Origin of the sequence: Pseudaminobacter salicylatoxidans, assembly GCF_003148475.1 — a bacterium.
GTDB lineage: Bacteria > Pseudomonadota > Alphaproteobacteria > Rhizobiales > Rhizobiaceae > Pseudaminobacter > Pseudaminobacter salicylatoxidans.
Map to the genome: position 1 here is coordinate 1 of NZ_QGGG01000001.1, position 23,247 is coordinate 23,247.

The following is a 23,247-nucleotide window of genomic DNA, read 5'->3' on the forward strand; positions in this document are numbered from 1 at the left end:
AGAAGATGCTCGCCGGGAATGCCGATCTTGCCGCCAACCTCCTGGATCGGCCGCTTCCTGGCCCCCCGCGCGATCTCGATGTCACTCTTGAATTCGGACATGGAATTCCTTCCCTCGGTTGGTTTTCTGGTGGCCGGCATCAAGCCTGGAATTCAGAAATGGGGCGGTGCTCGGTTGGCTGAGCGGCAGGCCGACACCAGCGTGTTGGCCATAAGCAGGGCGATCGTCATCGGGCCGACGCCGCCGGGCACAGGTGTTATGGCCCGCGCATTCTCGACCGCTTCCGCAAATGCCACGTCGCCGACGAGCTTCGATTTGCCCGACGCGGCTTCTCCGATGCGGTTGATGCCGACATCTATGACGACGGCACCGGGTTTGATCCAGTCGCGCCGGATCATTTCGGGGCGACCGACCGCAGCGATGAGAATGTCCGCACGCCGACAGATATCTGGCAGGTCGTTGGTGCGGCTATGCGCGACGGTTACGGTCGCATTGGCATTGAGCAGAAGATTGGCCATGGGCTTGCCGACGATGTTGGAGCGGCCAACCACAACCGCATTCAGGCCGGACAGATCGCGCCCCAGAACGTATTCGATGAGCAGCATGGAGCCGGCCGGTGTGCATGGCACGAACGCGGTATCCAGCTCGCCGGTGCCGAGCTTGCCCACATTCGTGAAATGGAAGCCGTCGACGTCTTTTTCCGGTGCGATCGCCTGGATGATTTTACCGGGATCGATATGAGCAGGCAAGGGAAGCTGTACCAGGATGCCATGGATGTCGGGATCAGCATTCAGCTTGCCAATGAGAATAAGAAGGTCCCTCTCCGACGTCTCTGCGGCCAATGCGTGCTCTGTCGAGCTGAAGCCACATTCCCGAGCCTTCCTGCCTTTGGAGGCAACATAAACCTGGCTGGCCGCGTCATTGCCAACGATGACGACTGCAATTCCCGGGATCAGGCCAGAAGCAAGCGTCAGTTCCTCTGCCGCTGCCTTGACCTTCGACACGACATCCGCGGCCGCAGACTTGCCGTCGATTATCGTTGCCATCGGCCTACTCCTCCCTGCAGGACCACGCGGTGGATTTGCCCTGTGGTTTCGCTATCTCATTCCTAGCGAACAAGCCATACGAGAGTCAACTGTAATTCAATAAATATTCATATAGAGAAACAGTCGGCGACGATTGCCACGAAATCCGCGATCTGGTGTGGCGCCCTGCGCGCGGGTTCGAATGTTCCGATCGTCACCAGTGGGCGCCATCGATCGCATTGTCGGTCTCGAACTCGGAGCCGGCGATCTGTTGATCAGGGACATAAGAAAGAACCCCGACACAGACGCCAACCGGCAAAGTGCTTCCAGTCGGGGCGTAGGCGTGTCGTCTTACATGCCGCGTTCGTTGAGAGCCATGCCATGGATTGGCAGGCGCCCGCCACTTCAACGTCCCGATTGGGATTGCGTACGCACAGATTTGCAGTGCGGTCGTAGAGCGCGATCAATTGTTCATTGATTTCCCTTGCGTCGGAAAATGCTTGACCTCTGCCCCGGTCGGCTGGCTAAAACCGGGGATCACTAGGCCGGACACTTGCCACCTGGCCAACCTGCGCTCTCAATCGCCGCACGACCAGTCTGCCAGACCGTGGTTGGCCCGTTTCATGCGTCTCGGCAAGCTGCGCCAGCACAGCCCCTCACGTGATCTATAATTAGTCGACCAGATAAATCGGACTCGACCAGGCACGGTGGCAATCTTCCTGCGTCACCCTGACATAGACGGGAAGGTCTCCGCTCTCATGCGAAACCATGTGCGAAAACGCGGCATGCGATGGAGCGTATTGCTCGGGCAGCCAAAATGCGCACAGTCTTCGATCCAGCCCGCCGGCCTCGAAACAAGCAGGATCCTCTCCGAGGGCTGCCAGATCGACTGTTGCCTTGATTATGTCGGTTTCCACTGAAATCCGGCCATTGGCGGGCTGCGCAAGCTCCAGGTCGATGCCGGCCATGTTGCCCGTCGTGACAGAACGCCAGGAAAGTCCGCTTCCGGGAGATATCTTATTCAGGGTGTGTTCGGGGTTGAGGAAATTGACCGGACTAGCAGTCTCGAAGCGATTGCCTTCGATGTGAAGTTCGCCGTTCCAGTATGTCTCCCGACCGCGACCACGATACTCGGCCCCTTCCCACCGAATGGCCAGGCGGCGTCTTGTCCCGACCTGTCCGGCGCGGAAAGTCTGCACCAGTCTTGCGCCGTGGAAGACATCGACCTGCTGGATCGGTGCTGTTCCGACAGTGCTCACCTCAAGGCGCATGGGCTGACCTCGCGGCCGGACGATATCGCCCATCATCGCGCTTGGCGTCGAAATGCCGGCTTCCACCTCGACCGGGCTTTCGAACTGCCCGCGTACGTCCAGATAGATGCGGACACCCGTAGTGCCGTAATGATGACGACACCGTAGCGCTTCGAACAGCGCGTCCCGCGTCAGTTCAGGCATGAGATAGCAGGTTAGCCCGCCGATCGCGCCAAATGAGGAAGCGCCCGGAGAGGTTGCGCCGAGCCGCCCCTTGTGATCGTCGCTGTGGCAGATAACGCCGACCCGGAATCCTTGTGAGAATGCCTCATGCAGCAGCCACTCGAAGGTGCCCCAGCTCGAATGTATTTCCACGGCCGTTTCCAGCCGTGCATCATGAGCGTAGGTGATATCGGCATAGCGACCGCCGACATGAGCGATCACCACGGCGTCTTCGTCTGCGAGCGCTGCGAACAGATCGCGGGCCGTGGGCCGCGCGTCGGTCGAGACCTCAGTTTCCGACAGCAGTACATGCGAAGAACGATGGATTGGCCTGCCTTCGTAGCGGTAGAAGACATTGCGGTCGCCGCCAAGCCCGGTATTGCCGGACCATTCATAGCCGGGCACGGCGAGGAATTTTCCGGGAACCTCGAAGTCCCGCGTCGTTCGGTTGATCCGGTCCCAGTATGCATCGCTGATCTGGAAGTCGTTGGCCTGATGCCCGGCGATGTCGATCAGCGCGAGATCGCGGGCAAATGCGAAATAGTTCTCGATCGAACCAGCCCCGACGGTTTCGCCGCTTTGACCGTGCAGGTCGCCCCAATACCGCCGCAAATCCGGACGCTGGCCGACACGCATCGGGTTGGCGCGACAGCCAATTTGTCGCCCGGTGTCCAGTACATCGATCACGATGTCGCCAACGCCCTCGAACGAAAGCGGTTCGATTGTGTGGACGATCGACGTCCCGGCCAGATCCACGACCTCTGGCAGGCCGGTGACTTGTTGCTGGCAACGAAGATGCAGGCGCGTTGGTCCCGGAATCGTCGGATTGCCCCAGCGGTCCTCGGCAAGAACAGCCAGTCGGAAGTTTTCGCCGGATAGGGCTGAAGACGGTACGATCGCCTTCCAATGGGCCGGCGCACCAGCGACGATCTCCAAGGTTGGAGCGCCGGAAATCTCGGCGAATTCGTATGTGGCGAAAGCATCGACGAAGACCATCAACGGAAAGCGGCGCTCGGCATTACTCTGCATCCGAATACCGGGGGCTCCATATCGACGATCACCCATCCGAACGGTGATGGTGTCGCCTTCACGAAGGAAGCCGCGCACGACGCGCACGATTAATGTGTTCGTCCAGGGACGGATGTTGGCGCGATCGAAACGACATTCGAGTACGGCCCCGTTGCTGGCTTCAGCCGTCGTATAGCCGCTGGCGATGGGGTTGCTGAACTGTGGTTTCTCCATGTCGGAAGCCGTGCGCCAGCTGATCTTGACCATGCCGCTGTCATCGACGCCAAAGGTGCCGGCCCGATAGGTCAACACGAGTTCGGCGCGCTCCCCCGCGACAAGAGGGTCGGATTGTTGAAGCGTTGCGGAGCCCATTTGCTCGGACAGATAGGTTGAGAACGGCACTTTAAAACACCTCTTTGGCGACGTGGTTGCACCATTGATGCCTGTTGAGCGTCTGTAGCGTGTAAAAGCCACTTGATTAAGACGATGTAAGACGTATTATACACGGCGTAAACGGGAAGCAAGACATTGGGACCCTCACAGATCGAGTTTTTGACCGAGCTGGACCGCGAAAGCCCGTCACCCCTCTATCAGCAATTGGCCGCTCTGATTGAGGCCGAGATCAAGGGAGGTCGGTTGCGTGCGGGGGATCGACTGGAGCCGGAGCCTGCGATTTCCGACCGCTTCAAGGTCAGCCGAGTCACCGTGCGTCTGGCCATCGGTGAATTGGTGCAGCGCGGCCTGTTGCTGCGCAAGCAAGGGAAGGGCACATTCGTCCTTCAGCCGGCCGTTCGCCATGACCTGCGCCGCTCGCATGGCTTGCTGGATTCTCTCTTCGCCCAGTCGGAAAAGGCGCGCGTCGAACTGGTGCGGTATGAGCTTGATGTTCCGCCCGTCGCGGTGCGCCGAGCAATGGGTCTGGAGGAGGGCGAAGTGGCGCTGGCCCTCACCCGGCTCTATTATATGGACACCAAGCCTGTCGGTTTGGGTGAGGACTGGTTGATTGCCGGGGCAGCCATGGTGCCGCGCTCTACCGCGAATCTCATTTCGACCGAGAACATCCTGCGGCAGATCGGTGTGGCGCTGGCCTATTCAGAAACCTCGATCGTGGCCGAGGCCGCAACCGCGGCGTTACGCAAGCATCTCAAGGTTCCCGCGCGCGCACCGGTGATGGTGCTGAAACGTTCCGCTTATGGCGAAGACGGCAAGATCAAGGAGATCGGCCGCCTTTCGTTCTGCACCGAACGCTATGAATTCTTCTTTTCGACACGTCAGCAGGAAGCCGACACCAGTCCGCTCATCATCCGCAGTGTGGTGGAAAGCCAGTGAGCAAGAGAAATAGATCGCCGAAGCCGCGAACCAGGGGGAGTTTTATGAAGCACAGATTCGTATCGCCGGTCTTCGGCCTGAAAATTTGCGGGCTGCTCGCTAGCCTGTTCGTGTCGCTTGGTCCGGTCGTCGCTCATGCACAATCCGAGCCTGTCGCCGTGCGTTTCACCGTACAGCCGCGCACTCTCGTTACGACCCTGGTGGAAGTCGCCGTCGAACAGGGCTTCTTCAAAGAAGAGGGCATAGAACCTGAAATGGTAACCGTGGCCAATGGCCCGGCGGCGGTCACAGCCCTGGCCTCTGGAGCGGTCGATGTCGCCACGAACGCACCAGAGGTTTTCGTGGCGCTTGCGAGCAAGGGACACTCCCTCAAGCTGATCGCGGGCGGTGCCAAGCAACTCGGTATGCTCATCGCGCGGCCGGGATTCGAGTTTCCAAAGGATTTTCCGGATTCTGTCGCATCGCTCAAAGGCAAGAAGATCGGTGTCACCGCACTCAGTTCCGCCACGCAATATCTGACCATCATGATGTTGGAGAAGGCAGGGCTCGGGGCCTCCGATGTCGAGTTCGTGGCCGTCGGTCCGACGCCGTCCCAGGCGCTGGCCAATCATGTGATCGACGTGGCCTTCGTTACCGGCCCTGATGTCGTCGTCAGCCAGTCGCTTGGCGCCAAGGTAATGGTTGATCTGCATTCACCCGACAAATGCCCTTCGCAACTGGACGTGTGCGGTATAGGTCAGGTCGGCATGTGGGCGACGGGAAGCTGGATCGAGTCAAATACGGCTATTGTCGACAAGATACGTCGAGCGATCGCCAAGGCGGACGTGTTTCTTCACGACCCGGCCAACGCCGAAAAGGCCCGCGAGGTCATACTCGTTCAAATTCCGGCCGACAGTTCGGACGAAATGAAGAAAGACTATGAAAACTACGCCCTTCCCCTGTTGAGCGCAGCTTTCGCGCCCGAAGACCTCGCGCGCTGGATCGAGGTCGACACCAGTGCCGGTGTGATCTCGAATCCGCTGGATGTCGCAACGGTTTACGCCGAAGGCACGCCGGCTAACGAAGACATGGTGCGGGAGCTTGCGTCCGAATGAATGCAATGACAATTCCCACGGATTTCAGAGGCAACAAGGGCACGATGCCTCCAGCCATATTGGCCGAGCAGGTCAGTCTGCGCGTGGGAGGGGCAAAGGACATTCTCGCCGGCATCGATCTTGCCGTGCGCGATGGAGAATTCGTTGCGATCGTGGGGCCAAGCGGCTGTGGCAAGACCACCTTTCTCAATATGGTGGCAGGGCTCCAGCCATTCACCTCCGGCCGTCTTACTGTTGCGGGTAGTTCACCAAAGGCTGGTCGGCGTGACTCGGCCTATGCACTTGCCCGCGACGCGTTGCTGCCATGGCGCGACGCGCTCGGCAACGTCGAACTCGCGCTTCAGGTGAGAGGGGTTGACAAAGACGAACGCCGCAGGAAGGCGACCGAGGCCCTGGCCAAAGTGGGGCTGGCCGATGCGTTGCACCGGCATCCCGCGCAGCTTTCGCAAGGTATGCGACAGCGGGTGGCGTTGGCGCGCACCCTGGTTACCGAGCCACGTTTCCTGATCCTCGATGAGCCGTTCGCCGCCCTCGACGCTCAGACCCGCATCCGCATGCAGGAGCTTTTGCTGTCGCTGCTCAAGCAGTTTTCCGGCACGATGCTCATAGTCACGCACGACATAGCCGAAGCGATCACCCTGGCCGACCGCGTCGTGGTGTTCGGTCCCCGGCCGTCACGGGTTACCGCGATCTACGAAGTCGGTCTGGGGGCTCGCGAGCGCAATATTGGCGAATTGCGTGCAGATCCCCAGTTCAGCCGCCTGTTCGAGGCGATTTGGAACGACATCGAGAAGGATTTCGAGCTGTGAGCACCAGCTTCACCAATACCGAACCCGGTTTTCGTTCCATGTCCGGCATGCAACGGAGAAGCGCCGCTCGTATCTGGATCATCCGGGTGCTTCTCGTCGGCCTGTTCGCGGGTGCCTGGAAGCTCGCGAGTGTGCTCGGCTTCTTTAATCCCATCTTCATCGGTACGCCGGAAGGGACGTTTCAAGCCTTCTTCGACCAACTTCACGGGCCGTCCAATGTCTGGAAGGACATCTGGTATACATCTGTCGAAACGATCATCGGCTTCGTCATCGGTTCGGGCGCGGGAATCCTTGCGGGCGTCATCCTGTTTCGTTCGGCGGCCCTGCGGGAAGCGGTAGCTCCATTGGTGGTGGCGGCCAACAGTCTGCCACGTGTCGCGCTCGCGCCGCTGTTCGTGCTTTGGTTCGGCCTCGGCATTGCCGGCAAGGTGGCCCTGATTGTCAGTCTGGTGTTCTTCGTGATGCTGACGACGACGCTTGCCGGCCTCACCCAGCCCAACCGCGATCACGAATTCCTTGCTCGCAGCATAGGCGCAGACAAGCGCCAGCATATCCTCTATTTCATCTTTCCGGCTGCGGTGCCGACCATCGTCGCGGGCCTTGAACTGTCGCTTACCTATAGTTTCCTAGGCGCCGTGGCTGGGGAGATCGTCGGCGGCTCCTTCGGCGTTGGAGTGAGGTTGACCGCGCTTGCCAATGCCTTCGAGATCAACCGCTTCATGGCCCTTCTCGTACTGCTGGTCATCATCGCCACGATCGCCGTCCAGATCATGCGCTATTTCACGGCGGGCCTCACCCGCTGGCATGCGGCAGAGCGCGGTAACGGTTAAGGTAGGCTGCAGCCATGAAGCCAGAAGATATCCATCTCATCCGGACGCCGGCCTCTCCAGTCGTTGCGCCCGACGAGGAGCGTGTCGCCTTCGTCGTTAGCGAGGTTGATGCCGACTCATACCGGTCGTCGATCCATGTCGTTGCGGTGGAGGGAGGGCAACCGCCTGTCCGTCTGACCGAAGGGCCACGCGACATTGCGCCAGCCTGGTCCCCGGACGGGCGATGGCTGGCGTTCCTGCGGGCCGAGGCTGGATTGCCGCATCAACTGATGGTGATGCCGGCGCACGGCGGCCCTGCGCGGCGCCTGACGGAGCACAGGCTCGGCGTCGGCTCTCCCGTTAGCGCGCGCCACGCGCGCGCCATGGCCGCGCCCGTCTGGTCGCCGGACAGCACCAGGATCGCATATGTTGCGCGTGTGGCGACCGAGGGCCGGTCCGGCGAAACCCTGAGGCGCATCACCCAGCTCCGTTACCGGGTGGACGAGCTGGGTTATGTTCACGACCGCCGCTCGCAGGTCTTCGTCGTCGGCATCGACGATGCGAAGCCCCGCATGTTGACCGACGGCAGGTGGGATCATTGGGACATATCCTGGCACCCCGATGGCACGTGTCTTCTGGCTGCTAGCGCACGTCATGAAGATCACGACCTTGACGAAGCAAACGACATAGTGCTCGTGGGTCTCGATGGCCGCGAAAAGGTGCTGACCGATCAGTCCACGACGGTCAACCTGCCGACGTTCGCGCCCGATGGCGAGCGCATCTTCTTCATGGGTATCGGGCCTCTTGGCGCGGACCGCAACGACGCGCGGGGTCGCAATCTCGGCTTGTGGTCCGTTCCCATCGCCGGAGGTTCGCCGCATCGTTTGACCGATGCCGAATCCGTGGATCTGGACGATGGCCGGACGCGGCCGCTGCGAATCGACACGCAAGGCGTGCTGGGCGGGCGTCTGGAGCGCGGCGCAGTGCTATTGAGCCGGATTGGGCTCGACGGCAAGTCGCGCGACCTGATCGCCGGCAGGCGGCAGGTACTGGACTATGATCAGCAAGGCAGGACCATTGCGGCCGTCGTCGCCGACGAGGCGAGCGCCGGTGAGGTCGTCGCGCTGCGTGACGACCATGAATTGGTGCTGACCCGCCTCGGGCAAGACCTCGCCGGCAAAGGCCTGCGTCCTATGCACGAGATTACGGCGCTGGCGCCGGACGGCTATCCTGTTCATGGTTGGCTCACCTTGCCGGAAGGCGAGGGACCGCATCCGTTACTCGTTTACATCCATGGCGGCCCGGATTTGCAATTTGGTTACAGCCTGAGCGATGAAATACAAGTCTACGCCGATGCGGGCCTGGCGGTTCTCGTCGCCAATCCACGCGGCTCGGCCGGCTATGGTGAAAGACATGCGCGGATCGTGCGGGGCAACTTCGGCACACTCGACGCAGACGACATCGTCGCATTGCATGAAGCAGCCTGCACGCGCACTGATATCGACGGCTCGCGCTCCGGCGTGATGGGCGGGTCCTATGGCGGCTTCATGACGGCCTGGCTGGCCGCACATCAAGGCAAGCGTTTCCGGGCGGCATTGTGCGAGCGCGGCGTCTATGCTTGGGCGAGCATGATGGGCACCGCGGACATCTCGGTCGCAACCAAGAGTATGATAGGCGACAAGCTGGAGAATTGGCTCGTCCAGTCGCCGATCAGTCATGTTGACCAAATCGACATTCCGTTGATGATCATGCACTGGGAAGATGATCGCCGCGTCCCATTCGAGCAGGCGCAGCAACTGTTCGCGGCCCTGCGCAGTCGGAAAAAGCCAGTCGAGTTCGTGGTTTTTCCCGGCGGAAGCCATAACTCGTTCCGTCACGGCCCTCCAGCCGAAAGAATGGAGCGCTTCGAAACAATCCTGGATTGGTTCAATCGTCATTTAGGGGCGTAGTCTGGCGTACACATCTGTTCCGCTATCCTCATAGTTCATGGGGTGCAGAGCCAATGTGCGTTGGTGTGCGTCTATGGTGTGGTGCAAGTTGCGCTTGACCTGATCTCGCTTACCTTCCCCCGTTACCTTTGCTCGTTAAGGAATAGAAGAACTGCGTTCCTTGCGCTATTTGCTGATGATCAGTTGTTTGATCATGCATGCCGCATGCGAGGACGCTGAACCGGACGCCTTCGCACATGCCGACGGCAATGTCGCTGCTGACGATGGAATAGTGCTCTGCCCCGACCATCCGTAGGTTTGGAGGAGGGGCGGCGAGAACCTCCAGGGTTGGTATTTTCAGCATCGATCATATGGCTGGCTGCGTCGCGACCATCGACATAGGCATGCTGGAGCTATGAACTCGACCAAACCAAACTGGGTCGTGGATCGCAGGTGCGTCGCATATGCCGCTTTCTGCGCGGAGCGCGATTTAAAAAAATCGCATAGCAATAGAAGACAATTGATGTATGACCCATTTGTCCACCCTTTTCCAGATTGCACTCAGCCCGATCCAGATTCCTACTGGCTGAAGGTCAGTAATGAGGTGCCGGATGATGATGGTCCGATCGCCGGGGATTTGAGCGTCGATGTCGCGATCATAGGCAGAGGGTATACGGGCCTGTCGGCAGCGTTAGCGCTTGCCGAGGGTCACGGCATCAAGGCGACCGTACTGGAGGCTCGGTCTTCCACATGGGGGTGCAGCGGCCGGAACGGAAGCTTTGCCGGCATCTCCGGTGGCCGCGTTCCGTGGTCGAGTCTGGTCAAGACCTATGGGCCGGATACCGCCCGAGCGTATTTTCACGAGCTGAAGCAGGGCCTTGAGACGGTCCGCGGCCTGATCTCCAGGGGTGGGATAGCCTGCGACAAGCAGCCGACGGGGTCTACAAGGTGGCGACCTTCGGCGCTCATGCCAGCGCGCTCCGGCGGGAGGAGGGACTTTACAACGATATTCTCGGCTATCCGGCCCGATACGTCGATGCCGGCGGCCTGCATGGCGTCCATGAAGGTCCTGAAAGCCATGGCGCGCTTTACCTGCCCGATGGCTTCTCGCTGAACCCGCTGAAATTGGCACGCGGCCTCCACCGCATGGCTCGCAGTTACGGCGCCCGGATTCACACCAATTCGCCCGTCGCGGACTGGGTGCGCGAGGGCGATAAGCACCGTCTCGTGAAGCCGGCGGGGATTGTTCGGGCCAAGCGCGTTATCGTGGCGACCAACGGATATACGTCGTCGCGCCTGCACGCGCGCCTTGCTGCGCGGGTCCTGCCTGTTCACTCCCAGATCATCGTGACCGCTCCGATGAGCCATGCGCAGGTGCAGCCAAGTCTTCCGTCGGAAAAGTGCATGTTCGATACACGCGGTCTGCTCTTTTACTATCGCCGGCTGCCTGACAGTCGAATGTTGTTCGGTGGGCGGAGCGCCGTCTCCGGCGCCGATGCTGCCGCGCCCCGTCACCGCCAGTATCTCTACGACGCCATGATCCGCAAGTTTCCTGCCCTTGCCGGAATTGGCGTGGAGCACTGGTGGGGCGGTTGGGTCGCCGTCTCCCGCAATTCTCTTCCGTTCTGCTACAGGGTTCCGGGGCTGGGCGACGTGTTCACGGCGGGTGGCTACGCAGGGAGCGGTGTTGCTTTCTCCATCCATCTGGGCACGAAGCTCGCGCTGATGGTGGCCGGTCGTCCGTTCGAGACGGGCGCTGCGTTCCTCACGCGCGAGCCCGAGCGCTACCCCTTCGCCTCGTTCATCCGGCTGGGGCAGTGGATGGCGTATCGTTGGCTACATGCCAAAGACGCCCGCGATGCACGCAGGGCAGGGTAAATTCATGGCACGATCTTATTCTCGCAAGATGCTCGCAAATCGACGCCCGGCAGTATGCCGTGCCCGTTGCCGAACCGGCATGGCGGAGTGGCTGCGGGAGGGAAGTGGTAATATGACTTAGGCCCCTCCAACTTTCTCGAGCGTATACCATGACAGAAGCTGAAGACTCGCCCCTTTATGTCACAGCCCTTGCCAAAGGCCTTTCCGTTCTGACGGCGTTCGGGCCTTTCCGGCCCGCCATGAACCTCCTAGAGTTGGCGGATGCGACCGACTTGAACAAGAGCACGATCCAGCGCTGCGTGTTCACGCTGGAGGCGATGGGCTACCTCGCCCGCGACAACGGCAATCACGAAAGTTTCTTCATCGATGGCGAGTGGGTTTGGCCGGTCGGCGGCTGACATCGACAAGGCCGCCTTCGAGTCAGGTTCAGGCGCCATGCGGCACATTCGCCGCTGGCCTTCCGCCAGGCAATGCACTAACAGTCCTGACCGGATCGCAACGAACCCTCCCTGCCTGTGATCGGTGGTGACAACGATGGTCATATATCAGCGCTTCATCGTGTTTACCTGTGTCGTGCTCATCACGCTTTTCGCGGGTTTCGGCGCATGGCGCTACAGTGTCTGGTTTCTGCCGATTGCGGCAGTTTCCGGAGTACTGACTGTTCTCGGTGTATGCGATCTTCTTCAGCGCAGACATTCGATCTTGCGCAACTATCCGATCATCGGTCATCTGCGCTTCATCGTGGAGAGCTTTCGCCCGGAGATACGCCAATATCTCATCGAGGGTGATCGCGATGCGGAGCCCTTCAGCCGCCAGGATCGTGGGCTTGTCTACCAGCGGGCGAAGGGCGTCGAGGACAAGCGGCCGTTCGGAACAATCGAGAACGTCTATGGTTCCGGCTACGCATGGCTGACCCATTCCGCCACGCCTGTTGTCATACGGGATACGGATTTCCGGGTGCGCATAGGCGGCTCTGCCTGCAGGCAGCCCTATGAGGCCAGCCTCTACAATATTTCGGCCATGAGCTTTGGGTCCCTGTCCGCGAATGCCATTCGCGCGCTGAATACCGGCGCGAGGAAAGGCAATTTTGCCCATGATACGGGTGAAGGTGGCATAAGCCACTATCATCGACAGGGCGGGGGAGACCTGATCTATCAGGTTGCATCCGGCTATTTCGGCTGTCGCAATGATGACGGCAGCTTCTCGCCGGAGAAATTTGCAGAGCTCGCCGCCGATCCCCAGATCAAGATGATCGAGGTGAAATTGAGCCAGGGCGCGAAGCCAGGGCACGGCGGCATGCTGCCTGCGTCGAAGATTTCTCCCGAGATTGCCCATGCACGCGGCATTCCCATGGGTGTGGATTGTGTGTCTCCTGCCGCGCACAGCACATTCGCGACCCCGATAGGCCTGATGGAGTTCATCGGCCAGTTGCGTGAGCTGTCCGGCGGCAAACCCGTCGGCTTCAAGCTCTGCATTGGTCATCGCCGCGAATTCATGAGTATGGTCAAGGCAATGCTGAAGACGGGCATTGTTCCCGACTTCATCGTCGTCGACGGGGCGGAAGGCGGAACGGGAGCGGCACCCGTCGAATTCGCCAACCGTGTCGGCATGCCGATGCTGGAGGGCCTGACCTTTGTTCACAATGCGCTGCGTGGCGCGGGTATCCGTCATGAAGTCAGGATCGGCGCGGCCGGCAAGATTATCTCCGCGTTTGATATCGCGAGGACCCTGGCTCTGGGCGCTGACTGGTGCAATGCCGCGCGCGGCTTCATGTTTGCCATCGGGTGCATCCAGGCGCAGTCATGTCATACCAACAGATGCCCGGTCGGGATCGCGACTCAGGAACCGGCGCGTCAGCGTGCCATCGATGTCAACGACAAGAGCGAGCGCGTGGCGCGGTTCCATCGCAACACGATGAGGGCGCTGGGCGAGATCGCCGGGGCAGCCGGACTGAGCGACCCCCGCGATTTCATGCCGTATCACTTCATGTTCCGACAGAAGGATAACGAGTTTCTCGACGGGAACGAGGCCTATCCTTACCTGCCCGAGGGCTTTCTCGTTTCAGGCGAGGAGGAAATCCCGGAGCTTGCCGACTGGTACAGCCGGTGGGATCGCGCCACCGCCGAGAGCTTTGCCCCGCCGGAAATTCCGCACGGACCATTCATGCGCCGAAATGCAAGGCAGATCCGGGACGCCGGCCGCTCGCTCACGGCCTGATGCCGGCGGAAAACGACGCTCGACATTGATCTGAACGCCGTCCGCCCGACCGAACGCGCTGCACTGTTTCTGCGGGCGCAGCGACGCGTGCGGTATTCCGGTGTGGGCGGTTGCGACCCTTGCCGTCAGAGACGTCCGAGCGCCTTTTCGGTCCTGGCGTCGAAGAGATAGAGGCTGCCGGGCGTGGCGTGGCAAGCGAGGCTCGAGCCCGTCGCCGGGATCAGTCTGGCCGGAGCGGTCGCGATGACCGGCGTGCCGGCAACGTCGAGATGCACCAGCGTCTCCGATCCGAGCGGCTCGACGGCCGTGACCGTGCCTTCGAGATGCAGGCCGCCATCCACCTTATCGGTGCCGGTCTGCGTGACGAGGTCGTGCGGGCGGACGCCGATGAGGATGTCGCCATCGGCGGCTGGCGCGACGCCCGCGCCATTCCTGCGGCCCTTGAGCAGGTTCATCGAGGGGCTGCCGATGAAGCGGGCGGTGAATACATCCACCGGGCTTTCGTAAAGCTCGGTCGGCGTGCCGACCTGCAGGATGTTGCCGTCCTTCATCACCACGATGCGGTCGGCCATGGTCATGGCCTCGACCTGGTCATGGGTGACGTAGACGGTGGTGGTCTTCAGCCGCTGGTGCAGCCGCTTGATCTCGATGCGCATCTGCGCCCGCAACTGCGCGTCGAGGTTGGAAAGCGGCTCGTCGAACAGGAAGGCGGAGGGGTTGCGCACCATGGCGCGCCCGATCGCCACACGCTGGCGCTGGCCGCCGGAAAGGGCCGCCGGCCGGCGCTCCAGATAGGCTTCCAGGCCGAGGATGCGCGCCACCTCGTCGATGCGCGCATTCTTCTCCGCTCTGGCGATCTTGGAGGTGTAAAGGCCGAAGCCGATGTTCTGGCGGACCGTCATATGCGGGTAGATCGCATAGTTCTGGAACACCATGGCGATGTTGCGCTGCTTGGGCTCGCGCTCGTTCACCATGTCGCCGCCGATCTTCAGCGCGCCGCCGGAAATGTCCTCCAGACCCGCGATCATGCGCAGCGTGGTGGATTTTCCGCAACCCGAAGGTCCGACAAAGACGACAAATTCGCCATCGGCGATAGAGAGGTCGATGCCGCGCACCGCCTCGACCTTGCCGTAGCGCTTGACCAGCTTTTCAAGTTCGATGGTTGCCATCAGGACGCCTCTACCAGGGCCTTGAATTTTTCGTTGAGCTCGCGCGCCGCCGCCGCCTCGCGCGCGGCTTTGCCTTCTGCCGCCTTGTCGAAGGCAGCCGCCTTGTCGCGATAGGCGGCAAGTGCGGCGGCCATCGGCGCAGGCGCGGGACCGCCGAAGCGGTTGCGCACGGCGATGAAATGCGCCGGCGAAACGATCTCCTCGAAGGTGTCGCGGCCGAAGGAGGGCTCGCGGCCCGTCGACTGCCGGAAGGCGGCAAGGAAGGGCTCGTAGCCGTCCTTCTCCAACCCGCCGCCCGCGGCGACGACAGCCTTGGCGACGGTCGCGGCAATCTCGTGTGCCTCGCGGAAGGAAAGCCCCTCGCGCCGCACCAAAGAATCCGCAAGCTCGGTGATGGTGATGCAGGAACGACGGATGTTTTCTGCCACGCGGGCCGGGTCGATGCGGATCGCGGCGACGAAGGCGGCCAGAAGGTCGAGCACGCGGCCGGCGGCGACGAAGGCCTCGTAGCCCATCGCCTGCGTCTCGCCCTCGCTGTCGTTCATGTCGGTGAAGGGCGTGTTGTGCATTACGCCGAGCACGGTGCGGGCGCGGCCCATGGTCTGGCTGGCCAGCAGTCGCATATGCTCGATGGGCACCGGATTGCGCTTCTGCGGCATGATCGAGGAGATCTGCACGAAGGCGTTCGGCACATAGATCTGGCCGACCTCGAAGGCGGTCCAGAACTGGAAATCCTGGATGAGACGGCCCAGATGCACGAACATCAGCTCGATGGCCGAATAGGTGGAGGTGACGTAATCGACCGCCGCGATACAGCTGTAGGAATTGCGCAGCGGCGCGGCAAAGCCGAGCAGATGCGCCACGCGCTGGCGGTCGATCGGGAAACCCGACGTGGTGATGGCGGCGGCCCCCATGGGCGACAGGTTCACGATCTCGCGCGCCTCGGCGAAGCGCTCGATATCGCGGATCAGCACCTCGATGGCAGCGGAAAGATAATGGCCGAAGGTGGTGGGCTGCGCCGGCTGGCCGTGCGTATAGGCCACCACCAGCGTGTCCTTCTCGCGCTCGGCGGCGTCGATCAGGGCGGCGAGCAGATGCCGGGCCTTGATCATCAGCGCGTCGATGCGGTGCTTCAAGCCGAGCTTGAACAGCGTGTGGTCGATGTCGTTGCGCGAGCGCGCTGTGTGCAGGCGACCGGCGATATCCGGCCCGAGACGCGCCTTCAGCTCCTTCTCGATGAGAAAGAAATAATCCTCGACCTCGCCGGTGTAGACCAGCGTGGAGGGATCGACCTCGCGGTCGATGGCTTCGAGCGCGGAGGCGATTGCCCCGGCCTGTTTGGCGTCGAGAATGCCCGTCTCGACCAACATCACCAGATGTGCGCGGTCGATGCTGCGGAAGCCCTCGACATGATGGCTCTTTGCGCCGTCGAACAGCGGCCGCAGCACTGTTTCCTTGTAGACGGGATCGGGAAAGACGCTGCGGTCGGTGAGCCTCGGGTTTGGTTCTGACATTTTCTATCCCTTGAGCCCGGCCAGCATGACGCCGCGGACGATGTAGCGCTGGAGGACGATGAAGACGAGGAGCGTCGGCAGAGTGGCGATGGCCGCGCCCGTCATGATCATCTCCCACTGGATGGACTGCTCCACGGCGAAGCTCGAGAGACCGACCGGCAGCGTATAGAGCTCGCGGCTGGTGGTGACGATGAGCGGCCAGAAGAAGGCGGTCCAGTTGCCGAGAAAGGTGAAGATGGCGAGCGCCGAGAGCGCCGGCGTGACCAGCGGCAGCGCCACCTTCCACCAGATCTGGAATTCGTTGAGGCCGTCGACGCGCGCGGCTTCGAGGAAGTCGTTGGGCACGCCCTCGAAGAACTGCTTCATGAGGAAGGTGCCGAATGCGGTCATCATGCCGGGGAACATGATGCCCCAGTAGCTGTCCAGCCAGCCGAGCTTGCTCGACATGAGATACCACGGGATGACCAGCATCTCGGTCGGGATCATCAGCGTCGAGAGGATGGCAAGGAAGATGAAGTAGCGGCCGCGGAACTCGAACTTGGCGAGCGTGTAGCCGACGAGGCTGTCGAAGAACACGTTGGACGCCGTGACAGCGACCGCCACGATCATCGAATTCATGAACCAGCGCACGAAGCGCCCGTCGGCAAGGATGGCGATGTAGTTGTTGAGCGTCGGCGCGGCCGGGATGAGGCGCAGGTCGTAGACCTGGCCTGCCGTCTTCAGCGATGTGGAAAACATGAAGGCCAGCGGCGTGACCATGACGAGGCCGCCCATGAACAGCAGCGTCCACGCAAGGATGCGGCCGGGACGGATATTGGCGTGCGAGAGCGCCGGCCCGCCGGATGTCTGCGTCACGGCGCTCATTTCTTTTCCCTCAATATCCAGAGCTGCAACAGCGACACCACGAGCAGAATGGTGAACAGCACCACCGTTTGCGCCGCCGCATAGCCCATCGCGTAGGAAGAGAAGGCGGTCTGGTAGATCATCAGCACCAGCGGCTTGGTCGAGCCCAGCGGTCCGCCGGGGTCGTTGGTGGTCATGTTGTAGACCTGGTCGAAGATGCGCAGGAAGCCGATGGAGGAGAACACCACGAGAAACACCGTGGTGGGCTTCAACAGCGGCAGCGTGATTTTGCGCAGGATCGCCCATTCGCCGAGACCGTCGATGCGCGCGGCCTCGTAGAAGGTGTTGGGGATCGCCCTTAGCCCCGCCATGAAGATGATGATCTGGAAGCCGAGCCCCGCCCAGATGGCGGTGACCATGATGGACGGCAGCGCCTGATCCACCGAGCGGATGAAGGGGTGCTGGGGGATGCCGAGCGTGCCCAGCACATTGTTTATCACGCCGATCGGCGCGGGCTGGTAGAACCAACGCCACACCCAGGCCATGGCGGCGGCCGTGGTGAGATAGGGCAGGAAATAGAGCCCGCGGATCAGCCCGTGCAGGAACCGCACGCGATCGAGATGATAGGCAATGACGAAGGAGAGCAGCAGGCTGATCGGCGTGCCGATGACGAGATAGGCGAAGGTGTTCTTGAACACCTTCCAGAACTGCGGATCGGCGAACAGTTTTTGGTAGTTCGCAAAACCGATGAACTGCGGCGGCTTGAGCAGGTCCCAGTTGGTGAGCGACAGCCAGAACGCCTCGATCGTCGGATAGAAGCGGATCACCGAATAGAACAGGATCGGCAGGGCGAGGAAGCTCCACACCCACACCAACCGCTTCGCCCGCATGGAGCGGCGATCCCAGAAAGAACCGCCGGGGCCGCTTGAAGCCGCCCGCCCTTCAGCCGTCGTCGCCGACATCTACGTGCTGCCTTACGGCTTCGCGGCGTCGATAATGGCCTGCTCGGCCTCGGCGGCCTGCGCCAGCGAATCCTTCACCGACTGGCCTTCCAACAGGATGCGGTTGGTCATGTCGATGGTGTTCTGACGCTGGGCGACCTCGTCCACGAACATGGTGGTGTGTGCGTATTCCAGCCCCTTGAGGAACGGCCCGTAGATCGGGTCGGCCAGATTGGCGTCGGTCATGGCGGCCGTGCGGCGCGCCGGCAACTCGCCCACTTCCTTCAGCCAGATGTCCATCGCCTCGGGCGAAGAGATGTAGGCCAGGAACTTCTTGGCGGCTTCCAGCTTCTCGCCTTCGGTCTTGGCGCTGATGCCGTTGGCGAAATAGCTGGCATAGTTGGAGCGCACGCCCTCGGCATTGGCCGGCAGCTCGGTCACGCCCCATTCGAAGCCCTCGATGGACTTGAAGGCGCCGAGACGAAAGGTGCCGTCGATGGTCATGCCGGCCATGCCGGCGCGGAACGCGGCTTGGCCCTCGTCCATGAAGCCGGCCTGGCCGATCTTCTTTTCCGTCTGAAGGTCGGTGTAGAACTTGAGCGCCTTTTCGCCGGCCTCGTCGTTATAGATCACCTTGCGGTCGCCGTCCGTGTAAGGCTCGCCGCCGAACTGGCGGATCAGCACCTCGCGCCACCACTGATGATCCTGGCCCCCCATGTCGAGGGTGGAACCGGCGACGACGAGATTGCCGCTGGCGTCATGCCTGGCGATCTTCTCGGCCGCCGCAACGAACTCGTCCAGCGTCTTGGGCGGGTTGTTCGGGTCGAGGCCGGCTTCAGTGAACAGCTTCTTGTTGTAGAACAGGGCAAGCGAGCGCACGGCGGTCGGCAGGCCGTAATAGTCGTCGCCGCGCTTCATGGCGCTGATGATCGGGAAGAACTCGCTTTCGATCTTGTCGTGGGGGAAGGCATCGGTCGGCAGAGGCTGCAGGATGCCGCCGGCCGCGAACTTGTCGAGCCAGCCGTAGAAGAGCTGCATGACGTCCGGACCCTGGCCACCCATCTTCGCCGCGATCACGCGGGTCTGGTAGTCGGCATAGGGAAAGGTCGTCTGCTTGACCGTGATGTCGAGATTGGCCTTCTCGAAATTCTCGATCAGCTTGTCCATCGCCTTGACGCGGGTGTCGAAGACATACTGCCAGTATTCGATCTCGACGGCCTGGGCCGCGTTAAGCGCCATGGTGCTGAAACCCGCCAGCAGACCGGCAAACAAAATCTTGCGCATATCAACCTCCAGCTCGCCTCACCGGGGTCCTCCCGCGTGCCGGCATATCCATCCCCTCGGCCCGGCATCGCCCGATGCAAAGCCCGGCCATCACATCCTCAGGCTGGCCACCTGTGCGGACCATACCTTGCGGCCGGCAAAAAGAGCCAGCTCGCATTCCGCTTACGGTTTCCTGCGGCACGCCTTTTGTCAATAAGATAATTTACTTGAATTAATCTGTTGTGGATGGCGTCATTGCCGCGTTATCAATCTTGCGGAGCAGGGCAGGATGACCGGAACAATGTTTCAATCCGGCGGCACGCATCAGGTCACTCTGGGCAAGAACCCGGAGCGCACCCGCGATCACAACCGCCGGGTCGTTCTGGATGCCGTGCGCCAGCACGGCTCGCTGGGCCGCATGCAGATCGCGCGGTTGACGCAGCTTACCGCTCAGGCAATCGCCAATATCGTGGACGAACTCGTTGGCGAGAACCTGCTGATGGAGATGGGGCGCCTGCGCTCCGGCCGCGGTCAGCCGCCGATTCAGTTCGCGGTCAACCCCGACGGCGCCATGACCATGGGCGTCGAGATTGCGGCCGACCACATGGTCACGACGGTGCTCGACCTTGCCGGCCATCCGCGCTCGCGGCAAATCGCGGCCGTGCGCGACGCGAGCCCCGGGCAGGTCGTCGCGCATCTGCGTACGAAACTGGAGGCCGTCCGGTCGGCCTTCCGGTCGCCGTTGCTCGGCCTCGGCGTTGTCATGCCCGGCCCCTTCGAGATCGAGGGCATGACCTCGGTCGGTCCCACCACCCTGCCCGGCTGGGCCGGGATTGATGTCGCGGCTTTCATCGGCGACGCGTGCGGCGAGCCGGTCATCGTGGAGAACGATGCGACCGCCGCCGCCGTGGGCGAGCGCCTGTTCGGCGCAGGGCGTTCGATCTCCAGCTTCGCCATGATCTACTTCGGCGCGGGCGTCGGCATGGGCATGATTCAGGACGGCGCGCCCTTTCGCGGTGCCTTCGGCAATGCCGGCGAGATCGGCCATGTCGTGGTCGTGCCGAACGGCAAGGCCTGCGCTTGCGGCCAACACGGCTGCCTTGAGCGCTATGCCTCGCTGCATGCCTTGCAGGAGCGGCTGGCCGAGGCCGGCATGAGGCCCGCCGACTTCGTCGGGCTTGCGCAACTCCATTCCGAACGCCACCCGATCCTGCTGGACTGGATGGAGGAGACCGCGACGCGGCTCGCCCCTATGATCGGCATGGTCGAGAACATCATCGATCCCGAAACGGTCGTGCTCGGCGGCACGCTGCCGGACGCTGTCATCGACGAGATCATCGCGCGCATGGGGCAGTTGCCCATCTCGGTCGCCAGCCGCCGCGCGCGCTCGTTGCCGCGCGTGCTGCGCGGTCAGACCGGGCAATATACGGCCGCACTCGGGGCCGCCGCGCTGCCGCTTTTCGAAATCACCACACCGAAACTGGAAACATCGGCCGCCGCGCCTGCAGAGCTCGAAGGCTGAGGGAGGACAAACCATGCTCACCGCACGCGAACGCATCGAACGGCAGAAGGCAAACCCGGCACTGCTGCGGCTTCACCGTGCGCTGAGCCGGCTGAAATCCACCGTCACCATGATGAACACCGGCGCGCACCCCGATGACGAGCAGAGCGGGCTGCTCGCCTATCTGCGGCTGGGGCTGGGCATGCGTGTCATCGTCGCCTGCTCCACGCGCGGTGAAGGCGGGCAGAATTCGCTGGGGCCCGAGCGCCTCGGCGCGCTCGGCATGCTGCGGACGCGCGAGATGGAAGAAGCCGCCCGCGCGCTCGACGCCGACGTGGTCTGGCTGGGCCACGGCCCGGACGATCCGGTGCATGATTTCGGCTTCTCCAAGGACGGCGACGGCACTTTCGACCGCTGGGGCGAGGAACGTATCGTGGAACGGCTCGTGCGCGCCTATCGCAGCGAGAGGCCGGACATCGTCGTGCCGACCTTTCTCGACGTTCCCGGCCAGCATGGCCACCATCGCGCGATGACGCGCGCTGCCGAAGCCGCGATCCGGCTGGCCGCCGATCCGAACGCCTTTCCCGAGCATTTCGCCGAAGGGCTCACGTCCTGGCAGGTCGCCAAATATTATCTGCCGGCATGGTCGGGTGGCGGCGACACCTATGACGACGAGGTTCCGCCGCCGGACGCGACCGTGGTGGTGGAAGCGCTGGAGCGCGAGCCGGCGACCGGTGCCGAATATGACCGCATCGGCGAATGGTCGCGCTACTACCACGCCTCACAGGGTATGGGGCACTGGCGCGAAACCGCCAGGTCGCGCTGGCCGCTGCATCTGCTGATCGCGGCTGGTGAAGCGGGGCCGGAAAGCTCTGTCCTCGACGATCTGCCCGCCTCGCTGGGCGCGCTGGCGGCGTCGCCCGAGTTTCCCGCGCCGGCCGCGCAGGCGCTTGCTGCCGCTGACGAAGCCATCGGCAAGGCCATCGCTGCTTTCCCGGCGCGCGATGCAATCATCGGCCATCTTCTTGAAGCCGTTCGCCATCTCGGCGAGGCGCGTGCCCAAATACCGGCATCCTTCACCGCGCTTCACAGTCACAGGCTGGAGCGCAAGGCGAAAGAAATCGACGCCGCCCTGATTGAAGCCGCCGGCATTTTCGAGCGCGCGGCGCTGTCACCGGCCGCGTTGGCGCCGGGCAAGGCCGCGACCCTTGCCATCGAGCTCGCGCATAACGGCGCGCGTCCTGCGATGCGCATCAAGCCTGTCCTGCCGCGAGGGGTTGCGGCTGAGGCTGGCGCAAGCACCGGCAGCAAGCGCAGCTTTGCGATCACCGCTTCCGGCGACGCGCCCTATTCGCCGCTCTATCCCGCCGCATGGTGGGCGCTTGGCGGCAATGGAGAAGCGCATGTCGCGCTGGAGGCGGATTTCGGCAACCACACCGCGCATGCGATTTTCGATCTCGAGGAGCCTTTCGCCGTCCAGCCTGCGCACTCGGTCGCGATGGAGCCCGAAGCGCTGATCGTGCCCGTCGACGGCTCGCGCCGCGTCTGGCCCATCAGCCCGCGCGTGAGTGGTTCCGACGCAGCGGTTTCCCTTGTCACCGATGGCGGCTGGACGCTGGCTGGCACTCCCGAAAGCCCGCTGCTACGCGCGCCCGAGACACTTGTGGCAGGGCTGACGACCGTTACCCCGCACGTGGACGGCAGGGAAGCGTTCCGGCTTACGCCCATCGCCTATCCGCATGTAGGCCGCGTCATCCATCGGCAGCCCGAGGCGCTGCGTGTGCTGACGCTCGACCTCAAGCTGCCGCATGGCACACGCATCGGTTATGTCGGCGGCGGGGCCGACAGGGTGGGCCTGTGGCTTTCCAGAATGGGGCTCGACGTCACCGAGCTCGATGCGCGGGAGCTTGCAGGCGACCTGTCGCAATACACTACCATCGTCGTCGGCATCTTTGCCTTCGGCCTGCGCAAGGACCTTGCCGCAGCCACGCAAAGGCTGCACCGGTTCGTCGAGGATGGCGGGCATCTGGTGACGCTCTACCACCGCCCGAGCGACGGCTGGAACCCGCTGGCGACGCCGCCTCGACGCCTGGAGATCGGTTCGCCCTCGCTGCGCTGGCGCGTCACCGACCGGGACGCTGAAGTCACCGTTCTCGAGCCGGAGCACATGCTGCTTAACGGGCCCAACAGGATCACCGCCGAGGACTGGACCGGCTGGGACAAGGAGCGCGGCCTCTATTTCGTGTCGCGCTGGGATGAAGCCTACACGCCGCTATTGTCCATGCACGACGCCAATGAGCAGCCGCTTACTGGCGCGCTTGTTTCGGCGGCGATAGGCGCCGGCCGCCATACGCACACCAGCCTGGTGCTGCACCATCAGATGGATCGGCTGGTGCCGGGCGCGTTCCGCCTGATAGCCAATCTCGTCCAGCCTGCGTGACGGAAAA

At 62.5% G+C, this 23,247-nt stretch carries 16 protein-coding genes and 1 pseudogene; 10 read left to right on the forward strand and 7 right to left on the reverse strand.

Annotation, left to right across the window (positions count from 1 at the left end; all coding sequences use genetic code 11):
* Positions 1-152: 152 nt before the first annotated feature.
* The gene (gene folD / locus C7441_RS00005) at positions 153-1,046 is read right to left on the reverse strand and encodes a bifunctional methylenetetrahydrofolate dehydrogenase/methenyltetrahydrofolate cyclohydrolase FolD (protein WP_109611166.1); all 894 of its coding nucleotides are present in this window, start codon (positions 1,044-1,046) and stop codon (positions 153-155) included.
* 650 nt (positions 1,047-1,696) lie between these two features.
* Complete coding sequence (locus C7441_RS00010; protein ID WP_146201421.1) at positions 1,697-3,907, reverse strand: PHP domain-containing protein; 2,211 nt, start codon at positions 3,905-3,907, stop codon at positions 1,697-1,699.
* Positions 3,908-4,033: 126 nt separating this feature from the next.
* Here C7441_RS00010 and C7441_RS24460 point away from each other — a divergent pair, with 126 nt between their 5' ends.
* From C7441_RS24460 to C7441_RS00055, 8 genes and pseudogenes are all read left to right on the forward strand, one after another.
* Complete coding sequence (locus C7441_RS24460) at positions 4,034-4,834, forward strand: GntR family transcriptional regulator (RefSeq protein WP_109611168.1); 801 nt, start codon at positions 4,034-4,036, stop codon at positions 4,832-4,834.
* Positions 4,831-5,928 (forward strand): ABC transporter substrate-binding protein, encoded by a 1,098-nt coding sequence (locus C7441_RS00020; RefSeq protein WP_170124957.1) that lies wholly within the window; start codon positions 4,831-4,833, stop codon positions 5,926-5,928. Before C7441_RS24460 ends, C7441_RS00020 begins: the two co-directional genes overlap by 4 nt.
* Complete coding sequence (locus tag C7441_RS00025; RefSeq protein ID WP_109611170.1) at positions 5,925-6,737, forward strand: ABC transporter ATP-binding protein; 813 nt, start codon at positions 5,925-5,927, stop codon at positions 6,735-6,737. The genes C7441_RS00020 and C7441_RS00025 overlap by 4 nt, the downstream gene beginning before the upstream one ends.
* The gene (locus tag C7441_RS00030; protein ID WP_109611171.1) at positions 6,734-7,567 is read left to right on the forward strand and encodes an ABC transporter permease; all 834 of its coding nucleotides are present in this window, start codon (positions 6,734-6,736) and stop codon (positions 7,565-7,567) included. Before C7441_RS00025 ends, C7441_RS00030 begins: the two co-directional genes overlap by 4 nt.
* Before the next feature lie 14 nt (positions 7,568-7,581).
* Positions 7,582-9,495: a S9 family peptidase gene (locus tag C7441_RS00035; protein ID WP_109611172.1), complete on the forward strand. Its 1,914-nt coding sequence runs from the start codon at positions 7,582-7,584 to the stop codon at positions 9,493-9,495.
* Positions 9,496-9,997: 502 nt separating this feature from the next.
* A pseudogene (locus tag C7441_RS00045) lies at positions 9,998-11,352 on the forward strand (NAD(P)/FAD-dependent oxidoreductase).
* A gap of 149 nt (positions 11,353-11,501) precedes the next feature.
* Entirely contained in the window at positions 11,502-11,750 is a 249-nt protein-coding gene (locus C7441_RS00050; RefSeq protein WP_109611174.1) for a helix-turn-helix domain-containing protein, read from the forward strand.
* Positions 11,751-11,886: 136 nt separating this feature from the next.
* Positions 11,887-13,569, forward strand: a complete 1,683-nt coding sequence (locus C7441_RS00055) for an FMN-binding glutamate synthase family protein (RefSeq protein ID WP_109611175.1) — start codon at positions 11,887-11,889, stop codon at positions 13,567-13,569.
* 125 nt (positions 13,570-13,694) lie between these two features.
* Here C7441_RS00055 and C7441_RS00060 read toward each other — a convergent pair whose 3' ends face one another.
* From C7441_RS00060 to C7441_RS00080, 5 genes are read right to left on the reverse strand one after another with little or no spacing between them, the layout of a single operon-like run.
* Positions 13,695-14,738 (reverse strand): ABC transporter ATP-binding protein, encoded by a 1,044-nt coding sequence (locus C7441_RS00060; protein ID WP_109611176.1) that lies wholly within the window; start codon positions 14,736-14,738, stop codon positions 13,695-13,697.
* Complete coding sequence (gene argH / locus C7441_RS00065; protein WP_109611177.1) at positions 14,738-16,252, reverse strand: argininosuccinate lyase; 1,515 nt, start codon at positions 16,250-16,252, stop codon at positions 14,738-14,740. Before argH ends, C7441_RS00060 begins: the two co-directional genes overlap by 1 nt.
* A gap of 3 nt (positions 16,253-16,255) precedes the next feature.
* Positions 16,256-17,116 carry a carbohydrate ABC transporter permease gene (locus C7441_RS00070; RefSeq protein WP_109611178.1) on the reverse strand — a complete coding sequence of 287 codons (861 nt, stop codon included), beginning with the start codon at positions 17,114-17,116 and terminating at the stop codon, positions 16,256-16,258.
* Complete coding sequence (locus C7441_RS00075) at positions 17,113-18,057, reverse strand: carbohydrate ABC transporter permease (RefSeq protein ID WP_109611179.1); 945 nt, start codon at positions 18,055-18,057, stop codon at positions 17,113-17,115. Before C7441_RS00075 ends, C7441_RS00070 begins: the two co-directional genes overlap by 4 nt.
* A gap of 12 nt (positions 18,058-18,069) precedes the next feature.
* Complete coding sequence (locus C7441_RS00080) at positions 18,070-19,320, reverse strand: sugar ABC transporter substrate-binding protein (protein WP_170124958.1); 1,251 nt, start codon at positions 19,318-19,320, stop codon at positions 18,070-18,072.
* A gap of 280 nt (positions 19,321-19,600) precedes the next feature.
* Between C7441_RS00080 and C7441_RS00085 the strand changes: the two genes are divergently transcribed.
* Positions 19,601-20,821, forward strand: a complete 1,221-nt coding sequence (locus C7441_RS00085) for an ROK family protein (protein WP_109611181.1) — start codon at positions 19,601-19,603, stop codon at positions 20,819-20,821.
* Between the two features lie 13 nt (positions 20,822-20,834).
* Positions 20,835-23,240 (forward strand): PIG-L family deacetylase, encoded by a 2,406-nt coding sequence (locus tag C7441_RS00090; RefSeq protein ID WP_109611182.1) that lies wholly within the window; start codon positions 20,835-20,837, stop codon positions 23,238-23,240.
* Positions 23,241-23,247: the final 7 nt, after the last annotated feature.